The organism is Vibrio hippocampi (genome assembly GCF_921292975.1).
In the GTDB taxonomy this organism is placed as follows: Bacteria; Pseudomonadota; Gammaproteobacteria; order Enterobacterales; family Vibrionaceae; genus Vibrio; species Vibrio hippocampi.
In genome coordinates, this window is record NZ_CAKLCM010000002.1 from 2,308,289 (window position 1) to 2,329,075 (window position 20,787).

At 41.2% G+C, this 20,787-nt stretch carries 18 protein-coding genes; 5 read left to right on the forward strand and 13 right to left on the reverse strand.

Annotated features, from left to right (window positions below; genetic code table 11):
• Window positions 1-11: 11 nt before the first annotated feature.
• From L9Q39_RS12695 to L9Q39_RS12750, 12 genes are all read right to left on the reverse strand, one after another.
• Window positions 12-1,322, reverse strand: a complete 1,311-nt coding sequence (locus L9Q39_RS12695) for an oligosaccharide flippase family protein (protein ID WP_237485399.1) — start codon at window positions 1,320-1,322, stop codon at window positions 12-14.
• Window positions 1,323-1,349: 27 nt separating this feature from the next.
• On the reverse strand, window positions 1,350-2,279 hold the full coding sequence (locus L9Q39_RS12700; protein WP_237485400.1) for a KpsF/GutQ family sugar-phosphate isomerase: 930 nt from the start codon (window positions 2,277-2,279) through the stop codon (window positions 1,350-1,352).
• A complete protein-coding gene (gene kdsB / locus L9Q39_RS12705) occupies window positions 2,257-3,030 on the reverse strand; it encodes a 3-deoxy-manno-octulosonate cytidylyltransferase (protein WP_237485401.1) in 774 nt (257 codons plus the stop codon). Before kdsB ends, L9Q39_RS12700 begins: the two co-directional genes overlap by 23 nt.
• Window positions 3,031-3,091: 61 nt before the next feature.
• Entirely contained in the window at window positions 3,092-3,889 is a 798-nt protein-coding gene (gene kdsA, locus L9Q39_RS12710) for a 3-deoxy-8-phosphooctulonate synthase (protein WP_237485402.1), read from the reverse strand.
• Window positions 3,890-3,905: 16 nt separating this feature from the next.
• Window positions 3,906-4,967, reverse strand: a complete 1,062-nt coding sequence (locus L9Q39_RS12715) for a glycosyltransferase (protein WP_237485403.1) — start codon at window positions 4,965-4,967, stop codon at window positions 3,906-3,908.
• Window positions 4,945-5,400, reverse strand: coding sequence for a hypothetical protein (locus L9Q39_RS12720; protein WP_237485404.1), 456 nt, complete (start codon window positions 5,398-5,400; stop codon window positions 4,945-4,947). The genes L9Q39_RS12715 and L9Q39_RS12720 overlap by 23 nt, the downstream gene beginning before the upstream one ends.
• 670 nt (window positions 5,401-6,070) lie before the next feature.
• Window positions 6,071-7,102 (reverse strand): hypothetical protein, encoded by a 1,032-nt coding sequence (locus tag L9Q39_RS12725; protein WP_237485405.1) that lies wholly within the window; start codon window positions 7,100-7,102, stop codon window positions 6,071-6,073.
• Between the two features lies 1 nt (window position 7,103).
• Entirely contained in the window at window positions 7,104-7,778 is a 675-nt protein-coding gene (locus L9Q39_RS12730) for a sulfotransferase family 2 domain-containing protein (RefSeq protein ID WP_237485406.1), read from the reverse strand.
• A 108-nt stretch (window positions 7,779-7,886) separates the two neighbouring features.
• Window positions 7,887-8,633, reverse strand: a complete 747-nt coding sequence (locus L9Q39_RS12735) for a sulfotransferase domain-containing protein (RefSeq protein ID WP_237485407.1) — start codon at window positions 8,631-8,633, stop codon at window positions 7,887-7,889.
• A gap of 288 nt (window positions 8,634-8,921) precedes the next feature.
• Window positions 8,922-11,087, reverse strand: a complete 2,166-nt coding sequence (locus L9Q39_RS12740) for a polysaccharide biosynthesis tyrosine autokinase (protein ID WP_237485408.1) — start codon at window positions 11,085-11,087, stop codon at window positions 8,922-8,924.
• Window positions 11,088-11,399: 312 nt separating this feature from the next.
• Window positions 11,400-11,843: an arsenate reductase/protein-tyrosine-phosphatase family protein gene (locus L9Q39_RS12745; protein ID WP_237485409.1), complete on the reverse strand. Its 444-nt coding sequence runs from the start codon at window positions 11,841-11,843 to the stop codon at window positions 11,400-11,402.
• Window positions 11,844-11,907: 64 nt separating this feature from the next.
• Window positions 11,908-13,038 carry a polysaccharide export protein gene (locus L9Q39_RS12750; RefSeq protein ID WP_237485410.1) on the reverse strand — a complete coding sequence of 377 codons (1,131 nt, stop codon included), beginning with the start codon at window positions 13,036-13,038 and terminating at the stop codon, window positions 11,908-11,910.
• A 971-nt stretch (window positions 13,039-14,009) separates the two neighbouring features.
• Between L9Q39_RS12750 and gmk the strand changes: the two genes are divergently transcribed.
• The 4 genes from gmk (at window position 14,010) to trmH (ending at window position 18,036) form a co-directional block, all read left to right on the forward strand.
• The gene (gene gmk, locus L9Q39_RS12755; RefSeq protein ID WP_237485579.1) at window positions 14,010-14,633 is read left to right on the forward strand and encodes a guanylate kinase; all 624 of its coding nucleotides are present in this window, start codon (window positions 14,010-14,012) and stop codon (window positions 14,631-14,633) included.
• 219 nt (window positions 14,634-14,852) lie between these two features.
• The gene (gene rpoZ, locus L9Q39_RS12760) at window positions 14,853-15,125 is read left to right on the forward strand and encodes a DNA-directed RNA polymerase subunit omega (RefSeq protein WP_006071268.1); all 273 of its coding nucleotides are present in this window, start codon (window positions 14,853-14,855) and stop codon (window positions 15,123-15,125) included.
• A 42-nt stretch (window positions 15,126-15,167) separates the two neighbouring features.
• Window positions 15,168-17,285, forward strand: a complete 2,118-nt coding sequence (gene spoT / locus L9Q39_RS12765) for a bifunctional GTP diphosphokinase/guanosine-3',5'-bis pyrophosphate 3'-pyrophosphohydrolase (protein ID WP_237485411.1) — start codon at window positions 15,168-15,170, stop codon at window positions 17,283-17,285.
• Window positions 17,286-17,349: 64 nt separating this feature from the next.
• Window positions 17,350-18,036 carry a tRNA (guanosine(18)-2'-O)-methyltransferase TrmH gene (gene trmH, locus L9Q39_RS12770; RefSeq protein WP_237485412.1) on the forward strand — a complete coding sequence of 229 codons (687 nt, stop codon included), beginning with the start codon at window positions 17,350-17,352 and terminating at the stop codon, window positions 18,034-18,036.
• Window positions 18,037-18,173: 137 nt separating this feature from the next.
• On the opposite strand, the gene L9Q39_RS12775 is transcribed toward trmH, so the two are convergent.
• On the reverse strand, window positions 18,174-18,542 hold the full coding sequence (locus L9Q39_RS12775) for a four helix bundle protein (protein ID WP_237485580.1): 369 nt from the start codon (window positions 18,540-18,542) through the stop codon (window positions 18,174-18,176).
• Window positions 18,543-18,696: 154 nt separating this feature from the next.
• Between L9Q39_RS12775 and recG the strand changes: the two genes are divergently transcribed.
• On the forward strand, window positions 18,697-20,784 hold the full coding sequence (recG, locus tag L9Q39_RS12780) for an ATP-dependent DNA helicase RecG (RefSeq protein WP_290369152.1): 2,088 nt from the start codon (window positions 18,697-18,699) through the stop codon (window positions 20,782-20,784).
• Window positions 20,785-20,787: the final 3 nt, after the last annotated feature.

Sequence of the window (20,787 nt, forward strand, 5' to 3'; positions counted from 1 at the left end):
ATTCATAAATACTATCGAGCAAAAATATTTAAAGTGTTAAAGCCAAAAATCCTTTTCACTTGATATATACACAATATATTTTGCGTTGCGATAGCCAATGCTGTAATCACAGCTACCCCTAACATACCCAAAATAGGTGTGAATATAACTGAACCCACAACAAGAATTAGCGTTGATATAGCCATGTTATTTCGTAACACACGCTCATTCGCTGTCATTTGTAATAAATAACCTACTGAACCAGTAATAACATTAATAAACTGTCCAACTGCAAGAATTCGTAATATTATCGCACTTTCCGCAAAACTAGGACCAAATAAGCTCATTAACCAAGGAGCAAAAATGACCATAAATATTAGTACTGGGATGGCGGCTGCGGTCATAAGACGACTAGATGAAAGTGCTATCTGTTCAATTTCATCATGGCGATTTTTCTTAAAAGCCTCAGCAAACTTTGGAGCGGCAATAGCATTAACAGCAACCAAGATGAAACTGGTTAGCATTGCTGTGCGCTGTGCAGTTGCAAACAGAGCAACTTCATGGGGCGTGCTCCAAATACCCAGCACCAACTGCCCCGCCCACTGTGTAACCTGCGACATCAATAAAATCAAAAAGAGTGGTTTAATTGCTTGATTAACTTCATACTTATCCCTTGCGCCTAGCACTTCATAAGTTCTCCCAACGACTTTAAGCCAATGCAAAAAAGCCAGTGTCGCAACAGTAAAAGTACAAATAACGTAGATCCAAATCGCTGATAATGAATCGTCAGGCGACAGAAGCCAAAGTACCACGACAGCGAGCGTAGCTAACAAAGCTGATTGATAAAATATTGCAGGTACAACCTTTTTCATACCTTGGAAACAAAAACCTATCAATTGACTCAGAGCCAATGGCACTATTAAAAAACTTGCAGCCTCAAGTATTGGTGTCAATAGCGGTTTGTTAAATACTGTATTACTAAGCCATGGAGACAGAAAGTATAAAATTAAAGAAACCAAGCAGCCGACAAAAAATACTCGTAAAGACGCATATTTAAATAAACCACCAACTTTCTCTATATCGCCAGACACTCTATAACCAGCAATAAAACGAACCAAGGCGTTATTCAACCCTTGTCGAGTTAGGTTGGCAATCATTATACAAACGGCCAGCGCTAGGAAAAAATACCCCGCTTGCTCTGCACCAAGATTACGAGCGACAATAACATTGAGCAAAAATGCTCCGCCGGCTGCTAACAGCTTTACACCGAAAGCACTGAGCGCACCAATTATTAGTGAGGGATCTTTTAGTCTCTTACCCATTCTAGAAATAAAGCTAGCCATTATTTCTAGCCTTCATAATTAATAAGCTCACTTTTTCAAAATACCTACCAGTTTACGATCATCTACAACGACTAGCGCACTTATATTGGATACATCCATCAATTCATAAGCACTTTGAATCGACATTTGTGGTGTAGTTGTAATCGGGTTTGGTGTATATATTGACTCAGCAGTAATAGAAAACGAATCTTTACCATATTTTTCTATTGTTCGACGAAGGTCACCATCTGTAATCATCCCTTGAATTTCACCATCGCTCAACACAATAGCTAACCCCAAGCGACCTTCCGATATTTTCGCAATAATCTCTGGCAAAACACTATGAGTATGAATAACGGGTAAGTTTTTGCACACCATTTCATCACTCACTCGCCCTAGCAAACGGCGACCAAGACTCCCTCCAGGATGGAAGCGAGCAAAATTTTCAGGTTTAAAATTACGCTGCTCCATTAAACAAATAGTTAAAGCATCACCCATAGCCAACGTGGCCGTCGTCGATGCTGTGGGTGCGAGTTGTAAAGGGCAAGCTTCTTTAGGCACGGCAACATTCAAATGACATTGCGCAGCCTGTGCTAAAGTCGATTCTGCACGACCAGTGATAGCGATAATGAAATTGCCATTATCACGTAAAAAAGGGAGTAATTTCAGTACTTCATCTGTTTCACCGGAGTTGGAAATAGCAATAAATACATCCTCAGGCTTAACCATACCTAAATCACCGTGAAATGCCTCTCCTGGGTGCATAAAAAAACTCGCTGTCCCAGTGCTTGCCAATGACGCGGCAATTTTTTTACCGATAATACCGGATTTACCCATACCACAGATGATAGTACGACCTTTATTATTTAGGATAGTAGCAATGGCAACTTCAAATGATTGACCAAGCTGTTTGGACATATATTCCAATCCACCAATTTCGGTGCGAATAACGTCTCTAGCACGTTCTATTACTGACATGTAATTTTTCCATTATTGTTTTAACTTTTAAATAGTCTTGTTCTGTATCAATACCATGCGGAGGGGCTTGCTCTACTACTGTTACGCCAATGGACAAGCCGTTACTTAGTGCTCTTAGTTGTTCAAGCTTCTCTATACGCTCTAATGTTGATTCTGGGTATTGGCAAAACTGTCGAAGACTCCTAACTGAATATGCATAGATCCCGATATGTCTGTAGATTGCATCGAGAATTCCCGAATGATCACGATTATAAGGTATTGGTAGACGAGAGAAGTATACAGCCTGACTTGATTCCCCCACAGCAACCTTAACGATACTTGGATTGTTAGCATCTTCGTGACAACTTAAGGGGGAAATCACTGTTGTAATGTCAAATTGCAGGTTCTGCTGAGTAAATTTAATAAGCTGACTTATTAGAGTGCTGGGGATTAATGGTTCGTCTCCTTGCACATTAATAACTAAGGTATCATCGCTCCAATTTAATTTAGTCGCGACTTCATTCAATCTATCAGTTCCACTATTATGGCTAGCATCAGTCATAATAACCGCGATATTTGATTGAGAAGCCAGCTTGAAAATACGTTCATCGTCTGTCGCTAGAACGATATCTTCAGAATGCAAACCTGCCTCAATAGCACGTTGATAAACATGCCAAAAGATCGGTTTTCCACATAACTCTAATAACGGCTTACCTGGTAAACGAGAAGATCCATACCTTGCCGGGATCACGACTTTAATTTTGTTAGTCATTGCTTTTAACCATAGTCAACAAAAAGCAGCTGCAATAAGTGATCAAACTCCAGCTTTACTCTTAAACCAATTTAGATTCAATAAATGGACGCTTGTTCACAACCTCATCAAGTTCGAGTAAAGTCTCAAGCAACTCTCTCATATGGCATAATGGCAGCATATTGGGTCCATCACTTAACGCAACTTCTGGGTTGGGATGGGTTTCCATAAATAAGCCATCGATACCAGCAGCAACGGCTGCACGCGCAAGTACAGGCACCATCTCACGCTGCCCACCTGAAGTCGCGCCTTGACCACCTGGCTGTTGTACAGAGTGTGTCGCGTCAAAAACAACTTTACATCCAGTTTGTCGCATTACTGATAGACCGCGCATATCCGAAACGAGAGTGTTGTAACCAAAAGAGGTTCCTCGGTCGCACAACCAAATATCTTTATTTCCTACTTCGTGACATTTATTGATTACTTGCTCCATATCCCAAGGGGCTTGGAATTGACCTTTTTTGATATTGACAGGCTTTCCTGCTGCAGCCACTTTCTGAATAAAATTCGTTTGACGCACCAAAAAAGCTGGGGTTTGCATAACGTCAACCACCGAAGCAACTTCATCGATGGGAGTATCTTCATGCACATCTGTTAATACGCGTAAACCCAATTCTTTTTTTACATTTGCAAGAATTTCTAAACCCTTTTCTATTCCTGGACCTCGGTAACTAGATGTTGAACTGCGGTTAGCCTTATCAAAACTTGCCTTGAAAATATATTCCATACCTAACTCGTTTGTAATCTGCTTCATAGTAGAAGCAACTTCAAATACAAGATCTTCTGATTCAATAACACATGGTCCTGAGATTAAAAACATAACTTCCTCTAATATCTTAACTTTTATATAGTGCAATAAGCTCTTTTGAAAAACGTTCAACGGAGAAACGCTCAAAAACAACATGATATGCGTTTTCAGCACACTTTTTATAAGGAGTCCGATCCTGTATAAATTGTTCTACTAATTCAATACCTTCGGAAGTAGTATTGAATAGATAACCAGTTTCTTTATGCTCAATGATGTCAACATTTCCGAGACATGAATTGGCAATAATTGGCAAGCATGCTGCACTTGCCTCTATCAATGATACCGGCATTCCTTCCCATCGAGCGGTAGAGAGGTATAAGTCAGCTGAATATAATTCTTGAATAACCTCTTGCTTAGATTTCCAACCTGTTACAGTAACGCCAGCTTCATTAAGTAATTTTTTTTCAGTATCATTTCCATCTCCAACCCAGATGAAACTAACATTTTTGCATTTAAAATTTTTTGCAATTCTAATAAACTCAAGATAACCTTTCTGAGGTCTAATACCTCCTACAGTTATAACTTTCAATTCATCACCAATTGTTCTAGCAATTGGATTGTATTTAAAGTCCGACAATACTACTGCATTTTCTAGTAACACTACGTCTACATTAGGAAGCGCTGCTGCGATTACTTCCTGTTCGCTTCTTGAGCAAGCAATGTATTTGGATTTCTTTATACAGGCAAAACACTCAAACATTCGAAAAAGAAACTTCTTCACATGTCCAATATCTTTTCGCATTAAAGATATACAATGAGGACTATATAAAATATCAATATCTAACCCCAAACAAGACATACGTGATATAAATCCCGCAATTGAAGAATGCGCATGTACCACATCAGGAGCAATTTCTTTTAACTCTCTCCTTAGCCTAATGACAGACCTAAAAGCATTCACAATAGACAAGTTGCATTCGATAAGCTTCACACTTGAATCAAAGTTAGCTTTAACATCATCAGGTGTATCCTTTCTTCTAGAAAATATTACACTTACATTGTGTTTGTATTTGGCTTGTATATTTGCCATCAAAGAACAAATTGACAATGTACCTGTCGCGGTAGATTCAATTATATGTACTATTTTCATTACTCACCACAAACAACCTTAAAATTAAATACGTTAACAATATGTCAAACACGGAAACACCACCGATATACATCGGAATGACTAGCCCAGCAATCAATGTAAACAATACATATTCATTATATTTCATCAAAGCGAGAGAAACATTTTTCTTTAATGCATAAAATATCATGCTAAGGAAAGTGATTAAACCAACAAATCCGTGCTCATAAATAAAGTTAATATAAAAACTATGCGCACTATATTTCCTTCCGATTCCAAATTCTTCTGAAACTATAACGCCTACTTGCTCAGCAAAATCACCAGATATTCTACCATGCCCCATAAGAAAGCTCATAACATTTGATAATGCATTCTCTATATAGACTCCCCAAATGTAAGGACGCTTAGTTAGCAAGGTATTTAAATAAGCGTCATCATATAGAAAAACAGCCATATACAATTGAATAACAACTATAGAAATCAACGAAAAAATCAATATATTGATCCAATTCCTTTGGTATATACTTACCTTCAAAAATGCCCCATGGACAAGATACAAAAAAACAACAACAAGTCCCGTGCGAGAATCTAAATATATTGATAGAAAAGCAATAAATAGACACCTAACAAATTTTACTCTCAGGGAACTGACTGTCATTATAGAGTACAATGCCATGATCAATATAATATTGCCGCTGAGCTTTATATTCAGCACCACTGATAAGATAAATGTAACCACTGAAGCTAAAAAAAGCGAATCCAGTACTTTTCTTTCTTGATTAAAAGTGACATTTATTATTACAATATAGGTGAGAACACAAACAATAAGTCTTAAAAATGAATACTGCACTATATGTATAGATGCATTCATATAAGCAAATAGATAAAGGTCTTTGAAGAGTAAAAAAATCAAAAAAGAAAAGAAAACAACAACCCGACTAGAAATAAATAATCGAATGCTACCGCGAAGCATAATTATGATTATGGTCGTGAAGTATATCAATAAAAAAGATATGGATTTCAATGATATTGATAACAGATCAGATGATAGAACGATAGAATATATCGATATTAGCAAGGATATTATAACAGCAGACAATCTACTCTTTGTTAGAATTGCCATTTTATTTTTTTTTGACCTTAGAGATAACGCTCTTGAACCAGTTAAAGGTATTTAAAAGTCTAACTTTATATTCAATTGATAAATTTAAATAATCTTTATTAATATGCTCTGAGATGGATTCATTTTCATTTCCGCACACCAAGTCATCTATGGTTTTACACGCATCAATGTTTGAGTCGAGGCTAAATCGCTTCTGGAAATTCATTCTATCTGATGATTTACTTAGAAAAGAAATAAATGTTCGATTTAATTCAACACCATCTGATATAATCCAACCAGCTGGTTGAGTAATTGGCGCATCTCGATATAAAAGCAATGCAGTTGGAATATTAGCTTCAACCGCCGTATTTATAATAGTTGATGGAGTACTCACAACATGACTATACTTGAGTAAAGTTTCTTGAAAACCCTCATTAATGTCATTTTTATTTTGTTCAATATTCAATTCATTTATTACTCTTTTATCATATATCCTAAAACTATAATCAATATTACTCTTTTCTAGATAGTCTATAATTTTAGTAAGCAATCTAATCAAACTACAGAATTCAAATTCATCAAAGTAAGCAGAATTTGCTGTAGTTAAAAGAATCTTATCATTAGTTAAGTTTTTCATTTTTTTTATAGGATTCGCATGCCTTGGACAGTACCCAACAAATTTAGAACCAAGAGATTCTATGTATCCCTTCATCATTAAATCAATAGAAAACACATATGTAAACTTGTTACTATGTAGAAGTTTAAATTTTATTTTCTTCAAGTATGGATTACTATGTGAATTGCTAAATTCATATGTACCATCCATAATTAACACTGTATTTAAACCTAAATAGTTACAATACGAGATAAGTCTTCTAGATACAGCACTATGCTCAATGCACGTAACAACTAAATCGTACTGTTCACAAAAACTTTTTAAGCTTGTTATAACGACTGGGACACCGAACCTTACTTCGTGCCCTTTAATAATTAAATCTTCAATTGAAATCAGCCGTTCAAAATAAAACCTTGGCTCGATAAATAGTATTTTCAATCTAATAACCTAATAGCTTGTAATCTAGTTTATAAAGCGACCTGATTTTTTCTTTAACTAATTCACTATATTCCTTAGGCTTACAAACACGACCTTTATTTCTATGCTTTAAAGTCTTGTCTATATCTAAGTTTAAGCATATTTCTTTGAAATCACTTTCAATGTTTTCAAACCTTCCCACGTAATCTACAGACAAATCCCCCTCAATTGTTATATATTCATATTGAGGAACAAAGTGTATCCAACTTCGAATCTTCTTATCATCAAGCCAATTCATCACAAAGTCTTCAAAATCCAAAGTTTCTCTTTTTAATTTTTCTCCGAACATTTTGTCAACTTCATTACCCCCTCCTGAAATAAGGTAATGATATGAAGAGCTAATACGATCTAAAGGGTCTCTAACAAACGTAAACTTATAATAAGATTCAAATTTATGTGAGCATTCTTTAAAATAGTCAATCGAATAGTAATGCCCAGGTTTTTCATTCCCAAATATTTCACCTGCAACCGATCTCCCTGCAGCCTTTGGTATATGAATAAATATAGCTTTGCATTTCACATACTGTTCATTGACTATTTTCTTTCCCATAAACCCTCGCACTTCTAAATAGAAACGCCTAAAGTTAGGAAACTTCACCTTCCCTAGCTCTGTAAAATACCTTATTTTTATCATCATAATAAAACCTTTTAAAGGGATAGTATAAAATCCATTGATGACAACTATCAAAATAAAGACTATAAATCGAGTAAATTTTTAAATGCAGATAAATTCACAGACTAAGCATTATTTATAGAAAAATTCATAGTACTGGGTATCTTTTAAATAATTCAATCTATGTGGTTCAAACTCATTAATAAAGTTCGCATATACATCACCGTACCATTTTTTTTCCGCGCTATTATCTCTTTTTAACTCACCTATATCAAAACCTAAAAAACCTTCTATTTCTAACATTCGTTCTTTTATATCTTCTATTCTAAAAACAAGCAATTCTACATTTTTGTTTTTAAATTTGGCAATCTTATTTTTTTTCAATAATTTACTTTCATAAACATTGATTTCAAAATACTTCTCAACTTGCTCATAAAACCAACTAATCGAACTATATTGAGGATATTGGGTTAAAAATATTTCAATCAACTCGTCTGTCTTGAGTTGCTTAACGTTTAATTCATTTACTTTTATAAAATGATCTAAAGTTTGAAAAAAATCAGATATGTTGCGTTTAATCGGATTCCGTGTCACTGATATTATTTTTATGTTCTTGTTCCTGATTGCTTTCTTTATCACATAGACCCATATTTTCCTCAACTGGAATCTGACACCACCTCTATTAACAAATGTACCTGGCACAAGCCTAAGCCGATGAATTTGAATAACAGGAACAGTCGTTGAACGTTTAATATTATTATATAAAGATGTAGAACCTACCTTCCCCATTTGATAAACAATAATAACTTCTTTCGAAAATAACATTTTCACTAAATTGGTTAACCTTAACAGTTTGTTGCCAATTTTCATTTTCCACATACAATAACCTTAATTAGTCCCAGGTGAGCATAAATAACCCAAAAGATATATGATTTTTATATACAACTTCCAGCTATTCTACCAACTACTTCATTCGCACACTTACACTATATTCAGTTGATATTTTTCATTAAATAAATTTAGTTTCCCTACATAAGAGTTGATAATTCATCTTATATAAATTCTGAATTTATTCTAGTAAGAATCATTACTAATCGTTATGTATTTACTAGTTATCAACCAACTTTAGCATAAAAATACTTTTACAATTATGCCTATATTTTTAACTTAGCCTTTATCACTAATATATGAATAATTATAGTAACCATATGAGTTACTCGCTTTTCTTTCGATCGCATTGAAGATCACCCCTTTCACTTCAATCCCTGATTGTTCAAAGCGACCTCTTGCGACTTCAATCTCTTTCACGGTATTTTGCCCGTAGCGTGCAACCATCAATGTGGTACCGGCTAAAGCACCGACGATACTTGGATCGGTCACTGCTAACACCGGCGGTGTATCAATAATTACCAAATCATAATTCTGCGAACTCCACTCAACAAACTCAGCAAAACGGGGATGCATCAGCAGTTCTGACGGGTTTGGTGGAACTTGTCCTCTGGTGACAATGTCTAAGTTCTCGATATTGGTTTTTTTAACCGATTGAGTTTGCTCAATCTTGCCGCTGAGCAATTCGGATAGACCGTTGTCCCAATCCAAGTTAAATGGGCGCTGTAGGTAACCTTTACGCATATCGGCATCCACCAACAACACGCGCTGTCCGGTATTTGCCACTACCGCGGCAAAGTTGGTTGAGATAAATGATTTACCGATACTTGGCGCTGGACCCGAAATCATGACGACATTATTTTTTGCTTCCATCATGGCAAAGTGCAAACTCGTGCGTAAGCCACGCAACGCTTCAATCGATAATTCAGCCGGGTTATGGATAGCTAGCAGTTCCTGCTTACCTCTTTTGGATTTACGTCTTTGGTCCAGTTGTTCCTGAATATCCGACTTAGGAACGCTTGCATACACAGGAAGACCCATCGCTTCGATTTCTTCTGCACTTTCCACACCTTTATGGAAAGCCGCTTTCACCAACACAAATGCCACACTCAGCATGCCACCCAACAATATACTCAAGACTACTATTAACGGCTTCTTAGGTTTCACGGCTTCAGTGTATGACGTTGCAGCATCAACAATGCGCACATTACCCACCGTGCCCGCTTTAACAATATTCAATTCTTGAACTTTGTTTAATAGTTGCAGATAGATTTGTTGGTTCACTTCAACATCACGTGTCATACGCAACACTTCACGTTGGGTCTTGGGTAACTTTTGGATTTGCTGATTTAGACGCTCTTTTTCGCCAAGTAAGGTTTGACGTTTTTCTAGTAGCGCACGATAAGATGGATGATCTTGGGTAAAGCGCTGACTAATTTCACTCTCTTTGAAGGTTAACTCATTCAATTGCGCTTCGAGCTCGACCATCACTTTCAGCGTTGACTGCGCTTCTAAGCCTAGATCGATCGACTCATTTTCTTGACGAAAGCTGTTTAGCGTATCTTCCGCTACAGTCAAGCTCGCTTTAATATCCGGCAAGTGGCTTTTTAAAAACTCTAAGCTTTGCTCAGCCTCCGCAGACTGTCTTTCTACATTCTGAAGAAAATAGTTCTGGCTGATATCATTAAGAACACGCTCAATGGTTGGTTTGTGTTCGCCCTCTAGTGACATTTGTAAAATGCCGGTTTGCTTGCCACGTTCAGAAATTGACAGTGATTTTTGTAACTCTGAAATAGCATCAATGCGAGCAATTTTACCTAAACTATATTCTTGCCCGAGTTGACCACTTAATTCCGTTACAAACAGTTTAAAGCCACCGTCTAGAGCAAGTTCACCCACCACACCGGATAAAACAATGCGGTCTTCAGCATCCAACAAATCGTATTGAGTATTTTGCTCATCGGTTTGGCGTAACGTGAGTGATTGGTCTTGTTTGTAGTACCACTGCTCTGGCAACTCAAGTCGGCCAACACTGATATAACCTTGCTGCCCCGTTAAACGAGCAATACCTTTGCCAATGACTGGTATATAGCTTGGGGATGCGACGGTGGTTAAATTTAGCTTATCGACCGTTTGACCCAACACCATACGAGATTTAATTAACTCGATTTCCGTGGTCGCCGAAGACTCTTGTGCAAACATATCCCCTAATCCTTCACCGATCAGTGAAGACATACCACTACTTTTCTGTTCTACCTGAATCAAAGCATCCGCTTTATATATCGGCGTCGACATCAAGGCATAAGCTACACCCAAACAAGCGAATAGGAAGGTAACAAAAACAATTAACCATTTTGCATCAAGTAAAATACCAAACAGTTTGCCTAAATCGATTTCGTCGGCTGAATTGGAATTGGAACTTTGTGGAGAAGTTGGGGTTTGCATTGTTTATATAAATCCGATTTATTTTAATTGCTAGGTGCTAGGTGCTAGGTGCTAGGTGCTAGGTGCTAGGTGCTAGGTGCTAGGTGCTAGGTGCTAGGTGCTAGGTGCTAGGTGCTAGGTGCTAGGTGCTAGGTGCTAGGTGCTAGGTGCTAGGTGCTAGGTGCTAGGTGCTAGGTGCTAGGTAAAATTTTTAATTTTGAGTTAGTGATGTCAATAGTTTTTTAGTCAAGCATGAAACAAAAGAGGCGGGTTTGCACTAACAACAAACACCCCTAAACCCTAGATTCTAGGACCTAGCCCCTTTAAGTACATTCATTTTAACTTTCTAACCCACTCATTCGCTGATTGTTCAATCAAGTCATAAGCGAATTCAAACGCTTCTTTACTTTGTCTATAAGGATCTGGGATGTCTTTTTGACCGATCCACTGTCCAAATAGCATTGTTTTGCCGCGTGCTTCAGGGGCGATGCTGGTGAGTGCTTCAATATGTCCTTTTTCCATCACTAGAATTAAGTCATATTGCTTACATAATTCACTGGTCAATTGTTGTGAGGCGTGTTCTGCCACATTCACATTATGCTCAGCAGCGACTTCAATGGCGGTTCGATCTGCTGGTTTGCCAACCAATCCACTTTTGGCAGAGGCAATACCGGCTGAAGCGACGTCTTTGTGTGGTAATAGTTTCTTAAGGAGTCTTTCGCCGATTGGAGAGCGGCAGATATTGCCTACGCAGACTACAAGAATTTTATCGAACATATCTAATTCCTAGATCCTAGATCCTAGATCCTAGGTCCTAGAATCTAGGACCTAGGTAAATTACTTACCAAGTGCGAACTCGGTTGACACTTTCGGTGACGGTATTAATGCCATCAATGGTTGGGATAATTTGCGCTAGTAGACGGTTCCAACGTGTTAGCGGTGTCGCTGTTACGTAAATCACATCGTATGGCTCTAACTCAAATTCGGTGCCTAAAAACAACGATGTCGCATCTTGCATATTTAGCTGATAAACATTAGCGATTTTATCTGATAGCTCCTTGCTCGCATTCGGTCGAATAACAAAGATCCCCGTTGCTGCGGCGCCAATCTCATTAATACCGCCGACGGTGCTTAACGCTTCGGTTAAGCTCATACCGTTACGTTCCATTTTTAATGTTTGCGGTGAGACAACTTCACCCATCACAAATACTTTTTGCGCATCGTTACGTGGAACATGGATAATATCGCCAGGTTGCATCAAACGGTTTTGAGTTAAATCGCCTTTTTGCATTAAAGCAAAAAGAGAGATGCGTTGTTCAACCCCATTACGAGTCAAAGCGACATTGCGCCAGTCTGCATCTGTTTCCAAGCCACCCGCTTGATTCACCGCGTCCAACAGCGTCATGGGAATATTGGTGACCGCTTGTTGACCTGGGTTTTCAACTTCACCAGTCACATAGACCTTCTTAGAGCGAAACGCCGCCACATTGACATCCACTTGCGGGCTTTCAATGTATTTGGTCAAGCGCTGTTGCATCTCGGCACGAATTTCACGCGTGGTTTTTCCGTCCACTTGTACAAAACCGATATAGGGATAGAAGATGGTGCCGTCGGCATTGACCCAATTGCCCGACTCTTCGGAGCTACGGTACGAACCAGCGGGAATCGTTAGTTCTGGGTGATCCCAAACGGTAATATTAAGGATATCACCAGGACCAACACGGTATTGGTATTGGGCGATTTCAAGGTCAAGAGAAGTGTTGGCTTGGGCGGTTGGCTCCGGGGATTTAAATGAAGCAACACGCTCTGGGGTGAGAGGATAGACGTTAACCAAAGAGGAAATATCGGTGGTTTCATCCTCTGCTTGGATGACATGCTTGTTTTTAGTGGAGATGTGTCCTCCGGGCATTGCACATCCTGCGATGATCAGAGGTAGGAATAACGCTATCGTAGTTTTTTTGACGTTGTTCATTAAAGTGTAAGTTCCGAGTTTTACAGCAAGGATAATTTTATGGGTCTAGGGTCTAGGGTCTAGGGTCTAGGGTCTAGGGTCTAGGGTCTAGGGTCTAGGGTCTAGGGTCTAGGGTCTAGGGTCTAGGGTCTAGGGTCTAGGGTCTAGGGTCTAGGGTCTAGGGTTCCATTATCGTTTTGTCTAGCCGTCTCAAGTCAAGGCTTGATTATAGTTTTGTTAGTAAATTGCGATTAACATCAAGTTGGTACGCTACCGCCCGCCGGTGTTCAGCACTCAACCATTTTGTGCAATTCGATTTAGTCCGTTAATGTCGCTGCGAGTTTACTCGTTGTTGCTAAGTATCGTGGCTAGTTAGTTACAGCAGTCGTTCTATGCCACATAACTTTATGCCACAAATGTGAAGCTTAAATGTCACAATCAAAGTTGCGATAGTTTGAACATCGCTAATCACGCATGCAAATCTGCCGCACCATTATCCATAATATGGTCGCTTTTACAATTGATGCATACCTTAAATAACAAATATTAACGTACCAATTTTCCACCTACGAAATAGATGACAAGATAATAACACTTTACTCATCAGTAAATCCCCACAAACCCAGTAATGACCAGCATTTATTGACAGATTGATTATTATTTTATTGCGTAAGATACAAAAGCAAACTGGTCATATTTGTAACTTCTTTGACGTCTTTATTTTTATTGCCATGTTAGTTATATTCCTATGCATTCGCTTTCCTTTTTCATAGGAACAAGGGGGCTTGCAAATCTCGGAGTAAATCTGCAATCTTGTCCTTAACTCACAAGGTATGTTAATCTTCGCCTCCCTTTTTCTGAGTGAATTTTCTACACTTATGGGTAGTTGTTAGAAGGTTCACAAATAGAAGATTAAGTTGATAACCCAATTTCATCACTGACTCTCCGATAAGTAAGTCGGTTCTTACCAAACTCAAAGGTTCAAACAGATGATCGGCAAAGGCACTCTTTATATCGTATCTGCTCCAAGTGGCGCAGGTAAATCGAGCTTGATTTCCGCTATGCTAGAAACCAACCCGACCTATGCCATGAAGGTGTCGGTATCACACACGACTCGTGGTATGCGTCCGGGTGAAGAGCATGGTGTCCATTACCACTTTGTTGAGAAACATGAGTTTGAAGCCCTGATCAAACAAAATGCTTTTTTAGAGTACGCTGAGGTGTTTGGTAACTACTACGGTACGTCACGCCCATGGATTGAAGAGACCTTGAATAAAGGTATCGATGTTTTCCTAGATATCGACTGGCAAGGTGCACGCCAAATTCGTGAACAGATGCCACAAGCAAAAAGCGTTTTTATTCTGCCGCCATCAAACAGCGAGCTCGAGCGTCGCCTGAATGTCCGTGGTCAAGATAGCGAAGCAGTGATCGCCAAGCGCATGAGCGAAGCGAAGTCTGAAATGTCTCATTATGGCGAGTACGACTATGTGATCGTTAACGACGACTTTGATGGTGCGCTGGTTGATTTCAAAGCGATCCTTCGTGCTGAACGTCTAAAGCAAGATAAGCAGTCGACGAAGTATAAGGGTATGCTTGATGCTTTGCTTTCGGAGTAGAGTTTTAGAATTTAGGTGTTAGGTGTTAGGTGTTAGGTGTTAGGTGTTAGGTGTTAGGTGTTAGGTGTTAGGTGTTAGGGTAAAGCCCCCTACATCCTAGAATCTAGCCCCCTAGACCCTAAAGTCTGATATCTATTTATTAATTGTTATCTAGAATCTATTCTTAATAACTTGTATACTTTCTCGTCATTCAAAATTTAGTTAATTATTGGAGTTCTTATGGCACGCGTAACTGTTCAAGACGCTGTTGAAAAAGTTGGTAACCGCTTTGATCTTGTTCTTATTTCGGCTCGCCGCGCACGTCAGATGCAAATCGGTGGTAAAGATGCACTTGTGCCAGAAGAGAACGATAAACCAACGGTTATCGCTCTACGCGAAATCGAAGAAGGTTTGATCACTAAAGAAGTTCTTGATGCACGTGAGCGTCAAGAGCAGCAAGAGCAAGAAGCAGCAGAACTAGCGGCAGTCAGCAGCATCGCTCACAACCGTTAATTCTCTCCTACTTAGAGTTTCATCGACTTTCGGGCCTAAAATTTGTACCTATTCGATAGCCTTAAAGACGTTGCCCAAGAATACCTAACAGAGCCTCAAATTGAGGCTCTGCGTCAATCTTATGTGGTAGCAAGAGATGCCCATGAAGGGCAGACCCGCTCAAGCGGGGAACCTTACATCATTCACCCTGTTGCTGTAGCTCGCATCTTGGCAGAAATGCGCCTGGATTTGGAGACGCTACAAGCGGCACTGTTGCATGATGTCATTGAAGACACTGAAGTCACGAAAGAAGAGCTAGAAGCGCAATTTGGTAACAGTGTAGCCGAACTGGTTGATGGTGTTTCTAAACTCGATAAGCTGAAATTCCGCGATCGTAAAGAAGCCCAAGCCGAGAACTTTAGAAAAATGGTTCTGGCGATGGTGCAAGATATTCGCGTCATCCTGATTAAGCTTAGTGACCGAACCCACAACATGCGTACCCTTGGTGCCCTGCGTCCCGACAAAAAACGTCGTATCGCGCGTGAAACCTTGGAGATCTACGCGCCACTCGCTCACCGTCTTGGTATCCATAATATTAAGACCGAGCTAGAAGAGTTGGGGTTTGAGGCACTTTATCCGAATCGCTATCGCGTATTGCGTGACGTCGTTAAGGCGGCTCGCGGTAACCGTAAAGAGATGATTCAGCGCATTCACCGTGAAATTGAAGGTCGCTTAGACGAGTTCGGTTTGCAATGTCGCGTCTTAGGTCGTGAAAAGAACCTCTATTCCATCTACAACAAGATGAAATCGAAAGAGCAGAGATTCCATACCATTATGGACATCTATGCGTTTCGCGTCATCGTAGATAGTGCTGACACCTGTTATCGCGTGTTAGGTCAGGTTCACAGCCTGTACAAGCCTCGTCCAAGTCGCATGAAAGATTACATCGCGGTTCCGAAAGCGAACGGCTATCAATCTTTGCATACCTCGATGGTCGGTCCTCACGGCGTTCCTGTTGAAGTACAGATTCGTACTGAAGATATGGACCAGATGGCAGACAAAGGTGTGGCGGCACACTGGGCTTATAAAGGTAATGGTGACCGCACTGGCACCACAGCACAGATTAAAGCACAACGCTGGATGCAAAGCCTACTTGAGCTACAGCAAAGCGCCGGTAACTCGTTTGAATTTATCGAAAACGTAAAATCTGACCTGTTCCCTGATGAGATTTACGTCTTTACACCGAAAGGTCGCATCGTCGAATTGCCGTTGGGTGCTACTGCCGTTGATTTTGCTTACGCGGTACATACCGATGTGGGTAATACTTGTGTTGGCGCCAGAGTCGATCGCAGCCCTTATCCTTTGAGCAAAGCCCTTAAGAACGGACAGACGGTTGAGATCATCAGCGCCCCTGGTGCCAGACCAAATGCCGCTTGGCTGAACTATGTGGTGACCTCTCGGGCTCGCACTAAGATCCGCCAGGTACTTAAGACGATGCGTCGCGAAGAATCGATTGTGTTGGGTCGTCGTTTACTCAACCATGCTTTAGGTCGTCACTCGATTGATACTATCTATCCAGAAAATGTGGCCGAAGTATTAAGCGATCTTAGACTGGAAAGCACCGATGAATTGCTTGCCGCTATCGGTCTTGGTGAATTGATGAGCATCGTGATTGCTCGCCGACTATTGGGTGATACCGATGAACTGACACAAACCAGTTCGGTTCCATCATCTGGTAAGAGACTGCCGATTCGTGGCGCGGAAGGTATTTTGCTGACCTTTGCCAATTGCTGCCATCCGATTCCAGACGATCATATTATTGCGCACGTTTCTCCGGGGCGTGGTCTTGTGGTTCACCGTGAAACCTGTCCAAATGTTCGTGGCTATCAAAAAGAGCCGGATAAATATATGGCAGTTGAGTGGAGTGATGATTACGAACAGGAATTTACGGCCGAACTGAAAGTGGACCTACAAAACCACCAAGGTGCACTGGCAGAATTGACCAATGTCATTGCGAAAACTGGCTCGAATATTCACGGTATTTCAACCGAAGAGCGTGATGGTCGTTTGTATACCGTCACCGTGCTGTTGACGACCAAAGATCGTGTCCACCTCGCTGGTATTATGAAGCGTATTCGCGTGATGCCTCATGCACTTCGTGTCAGACGTCGTAAAAACTAGTACCAACGCTTAATTTAATACGGGTTCGATATCATATCGAGCCCGTTTTATTTGGAATCTATTAATGAATTTAGAACGTTACCAGCGCATTTTAGAGGTGCTAAAAGCACGCCAACCTGATCTCACTCTGCTACTTGAGCAAGTCCATAAGCCCAACAATGTGTCTGCGGTTATCCGTACCGCCGATGCCGCGGGTGTTCATAAAGTTCACGCCGTCTGGCCTGATGAAAAAATGCGTACTCTCAGCCATACCTCCGCCGGCGCAAGAAACTGGGTGGAAGTCGAAACCCATGACACCGTCGCCGACGCGGTGCGCGAGTTAAAGTCACAAGGAATGCAAGTTTTAGCGACCAACCTATCGGACAGTGCCGTCGACTTTCGTGAAATCGACTACACCAAACCAACCGCAATTATCCTCGGCGGCGAGAAGCACGGCATTACCCAAGACGCACTCTCTGAAGCAGACCAAGATATTATTATTCCCATGGTCGGCATGGTGCAGTCACTCAATGTCTCCGTAGCAAGCGCTTTGATCCTGTTTGAAGCACAAAGGCAGCGCCAATTAGCGGGGATGTATGACCGTGAGTACAGTGCTTTGCCGCAAGAGACCATTCATCGCATTCTGTTTGAACGCGGGCATCCGGTTTTAGCGAAGGTAGCGAAGAAGAAAGGGTTAGCCTATCCAGCATTGGATGAGCAAGGACAGGTTGTGGCGGATGAGGGGTGGTGGGGTGAAATGCAAAATAAGTAGTAGAAGAAGGGGCTAGGTGCTAGGTGCTAGGTGCTAGGTGCTAGGTGCTAGGTGCTAGGTAATAGGCTGAGCGAGCGACTAAAAGTCTGCTACTACAGAAAAACTATCGATACCTTAGACATTAAAGCGCGCTCCCTCTAACTCCTAGAATCTAGTCCCTTTCCTTCCCTTTCCCTAATCTTTATCAATTGCGCTAGCATCGCTGAGATTTGTTTCGCTTCATTAATAAATTCAATAGCTTGAGTTTTTCTTATATAACCTAGCTCGGAAGCGATGTAGAGCTGAGTGATAACTTCGCCGCATGAGCCTTTTGCTATGTAGAAAAATCGAGCTGACTCTCGCTTAGTCTGGCGTTCTTCTCCCTCCGCGATGTTAGAAGGTACGGAGAGCGAACTTCGACATAGTTGGTCTTTTAGTCCGAAATTCTTACAGCTATCCATTGTTCGAACAATATCAACACACAAACGACAACTTCTCTTCCAAACATTAAGTCGCTCAAAACGCATCACCACACCCTCCAATCAACTAGTTTTCCTCAGAATCTCACAAAACACCGCCTAGCACCTACAACCTAGCCTCTACAACCTCTAGTCCCTTCCAACCTTTAAAACTGTACAAAATAACAGTAATATATTTACTCATTACCAAAAACAAAATCGGATGGTCGATATGGCTCAGTTACTCTCAGCAATTCCTTTAACTTCACTTAATGGTGTTGGGGCTAAGGTCGCGGAGAAGCTGGAGAAAGTGGGTTTGCATAGTGTTCAAGACTTGCTGTTTCATCTGCCTCATCGTTATGAAGACCGTACTCGGATCTATCCGATTATTAAGCTCCATCCCGGGCTTTGGGGGTCTGTTCAGGGGAGGATAATGACGAGCGATGTTGCTTTTGGTCGACGCAAGATGCTGACGGTTAAGGTGAGTGATGGTAATGGCACGATTACCCTGCGCTTCTTTAACTTCACTGCAGCGATGAAGAATAACTTTAGTGAAGGTCGAGTCGTTGTTGCTTATGGGGAAGTGAAACGAGGTAACCATGGACTGGAAATCATTCATCCTGAATATAAGTTTCATACCGAAGGCAACAACGTCAAGCTAGAGCAAACCCTGACGCCGGTTTACCCAACCACTGATGGGCTTAGACAGCTCACACTCAAAAGCCTGACTGACCAAGCGTTGGCGTTGATGAATAAAGCCGCGGTCGATGAGCTGCTGCCAAGTGGCTTATATCACCAACAAATGACCCTCGTAGAAGCGCTGCACACCATTCATCGGCCACCACCGAACATTAACCTTGATGATTTTGACCAAGGTAAGCATCCTGCTCAGCAACGTCTGATCATCGAAGAGTTAATGGCACAGAATCTTTCGATGTTGGCCGTCAGAGCGAAAGGTCAGCAAGATGATGCGATCTCTCTTCCTCGATCTACAACGCTTGTACAACAGTTGCTCGCGCAGTTACCTTTCTCACCTACTGGTGCTCAAAGTCGCGTAGTTGACGAGGTAGTCGGCGACCTAGCAAAGTCGATTCCAATGATGCGATTGGTGCAAGGTGATGTCGGTTCTGGCAAGACGTTAGTCGCTGCATTGTCCGCGCTGCAAGCGATTGAGCAGGGTTATCAAGTAGCAATGATGGCACCGACCGAGTTGCTTGCAGAGCAGCATGCGATCAATTTTTCGCAATGGTTTGAGCCGCTAGGTATCCAAGTGGGCTGGTTATCCGGCAAGCAAAAGGGTAAGGCGAAGCAGCAGCAACTGGATTTGATTAAGAGTGGTGAAGCTAAGATGGTGGTCGGCACTCATGCGCTATTTCAAGAGTCGGTTGAGTTTGAACGTCTGGTTTTGGTGATTATTGATGAGCAGCATCGCTTTGGTGTTCACCAGCGTTTGGAGCTAAGAGCCAAGGGTGAAAAGCAAGGTTTCCATCCGCACCAGTTGATTATGACCGCCACGCCAATTCCTCGCACTCTGGCGATGACCGCTTATGCCGATCTTGAAACCTCGGTGATCGACGAGTTACCGCCGGGGAGAACACCGATACAAACCGTCGCCATCCCTGATACCAAGCGTGATGACATTATCGAGCGGGTGAGAAACGCCTGTCTCAATGAAGGCAAACAAGCCTATTGGGTTTGTACCTTAATTGATGAGTCGGAAGTCTTGGAAGCGCAAGCGGCAGCGGAAACCGCCGATGAGCTGCAACGCAAACTACCCGAAATAAAAATAGGTTTGGTACATGGTCGAATGAAGTCAGCCGAAAAACAGCAGGTGATGCAGCAGTTTAAAGACAACGAACTGCACCTTTTGGTGGCAACAACGGTGATCGAAGTCGGTGTGGATGTACCCAACTCAAGCTTGATGATCATCGAGAACCCAGAGCGCCTTGGTCTTGCCCAATTGCATCAGTTGCGAGGGCGAGTTGGGCGAGGATCGGTGGCGAGTCATTGCGTGCTTTTATATCACTCACCTTTATCTAAAACGGCACAAAAGCGTCTTGGGGTACTCAGAGAAAGTAACGATGGCTTTGTGATTGCCCAAAAAGATCTGGAAATACGCGGTCCCGGTGAGTTATTGGGTACCAAACAGACCGGACTGGCGGACTTTAAAATTGCCGATTTAGTGCGAGATCAACGGTTGATTCCGGAAGTACAAAGAATTGCTCGCCATGTTCACGAGCAATACCCAGACAATGCAGAAAAAATTATCGACCGTTGGTTGGGCGATAGAGAACTCTATGCTAAAGCGTAAACA

What these genes read in the sequence shown, in the direction of transcription:
- recG (WP_290369152.1), top strand. Translation starts at nt 18,697, where the DNA reads ATGGTCGATATGGCTCAGTTACTCTCAGCAATTCCTTTAACTTCACTT.
- L9Q39_RS12750 (WP_237485410.1), bottom strand. Translation starts at nt 13,038, where the DNA reads ATGAACAACGTCAAAAAAACTACGATAGCGTTATTCCTACCTCTGATC.
- rpoZ (WP_006071268.1), top strand. Translation starts at nt 14,853, where the DNA reads ATGGCACGCGTAACTGTTCAAGACGCTGTTGAAAAAGTTGGTAACCGC.
- L9Q39_RS12735 (WP_237485407.1), bottom strand. Translation starts at nt 8,633, where the DNA reads ATGTGGAAAATGAAAATTGGCAACAAACTGTTAAGGTTAACCAATTTA.
- L9Q39_RS12720 (WP_237485404.1), bottom strand. Translation starts at nt 5,400, where the DNA reads ATGGCTGTTTTTCTATATGATGACGCTTATTTAAATACCTTGCTAACT.
- L9Q39_RS12715 (WP_237485403.1), bottom strand. Translation starts at nt 4,967, where the DNA reads ATGAAAATAGTACATATAATTGAATCTACCGCGACAGGTACATTGTCA.
- L9Q39_RS12740 (WP_237485408.1), bottom strand. Translation starts at nt 11,087, where the DNA reads ATGCAAACCCCAACTTCTCCACAAAGTTCCAATTCCAATTCAGCCGAC.
- L9Q39_RS12775 (WP_237485580.1), bottom strand. Translation starts at nt 18,542, where the DNA reads ATGCGTTTTGAGCGACTTAATGTTTGGAAGAGAAGTTGTCGTTTGTGT.
- kdsB (WP_237485401.1), bottom strand. Translation starts at nt 3,030, where the DNA reads ATGACTAACAAAATTAAAGTCGTGATCCCGGCAAGGTATGGATCTTCT.
- L9Q39_RS12745 (WP_237485409.1), bottom strand. Translation starts at nt 11,843, where the DNA reads ATGTTCGATAAAATTCTTGTAGTCTGCGTAGGCAATATCTGCCGCTCT.
- L9Q39_RS12695 (WP_237485399.1), bottom strand. Translation starts at nt 1,322, where the DNA reads ATGGCTAGCTTTATTTCTAGAATGGGTAAGAGACTAAAAGATCCCTCA.
- kdsA (WP_237485402.1), bottom strand. Translation starts at nt 3,889, where the DNA reads ATGTTTTTAATCTCAGGACCATGTGTTATTGAATCAGAAGATCTTGTA.
- L9Q39_RS12730 (WP_237485406.1), bottom strand. Translation starts at nt 7,778, where the DNA reads ATGATGATAAAAATAAGGTATTTTACAGAGCTAGGGAAGGTGAAGTTT.
- trmH (WP_237485412.1), top strand. Translation starts at nt 17,350, where the DNA reads ATGAATTTAGAACGTTACCAGCGCATTTTAGAGGTGCTAAAAGCACGC.
- L9Q39_RS12700 (WP_237485400.1), bottom strand. Translation starts at nt 2,279, where the DNA reads ATGTCAGTAATAGAACGTGCTAGAGACGTTATTCGCACCGAAATTGGT.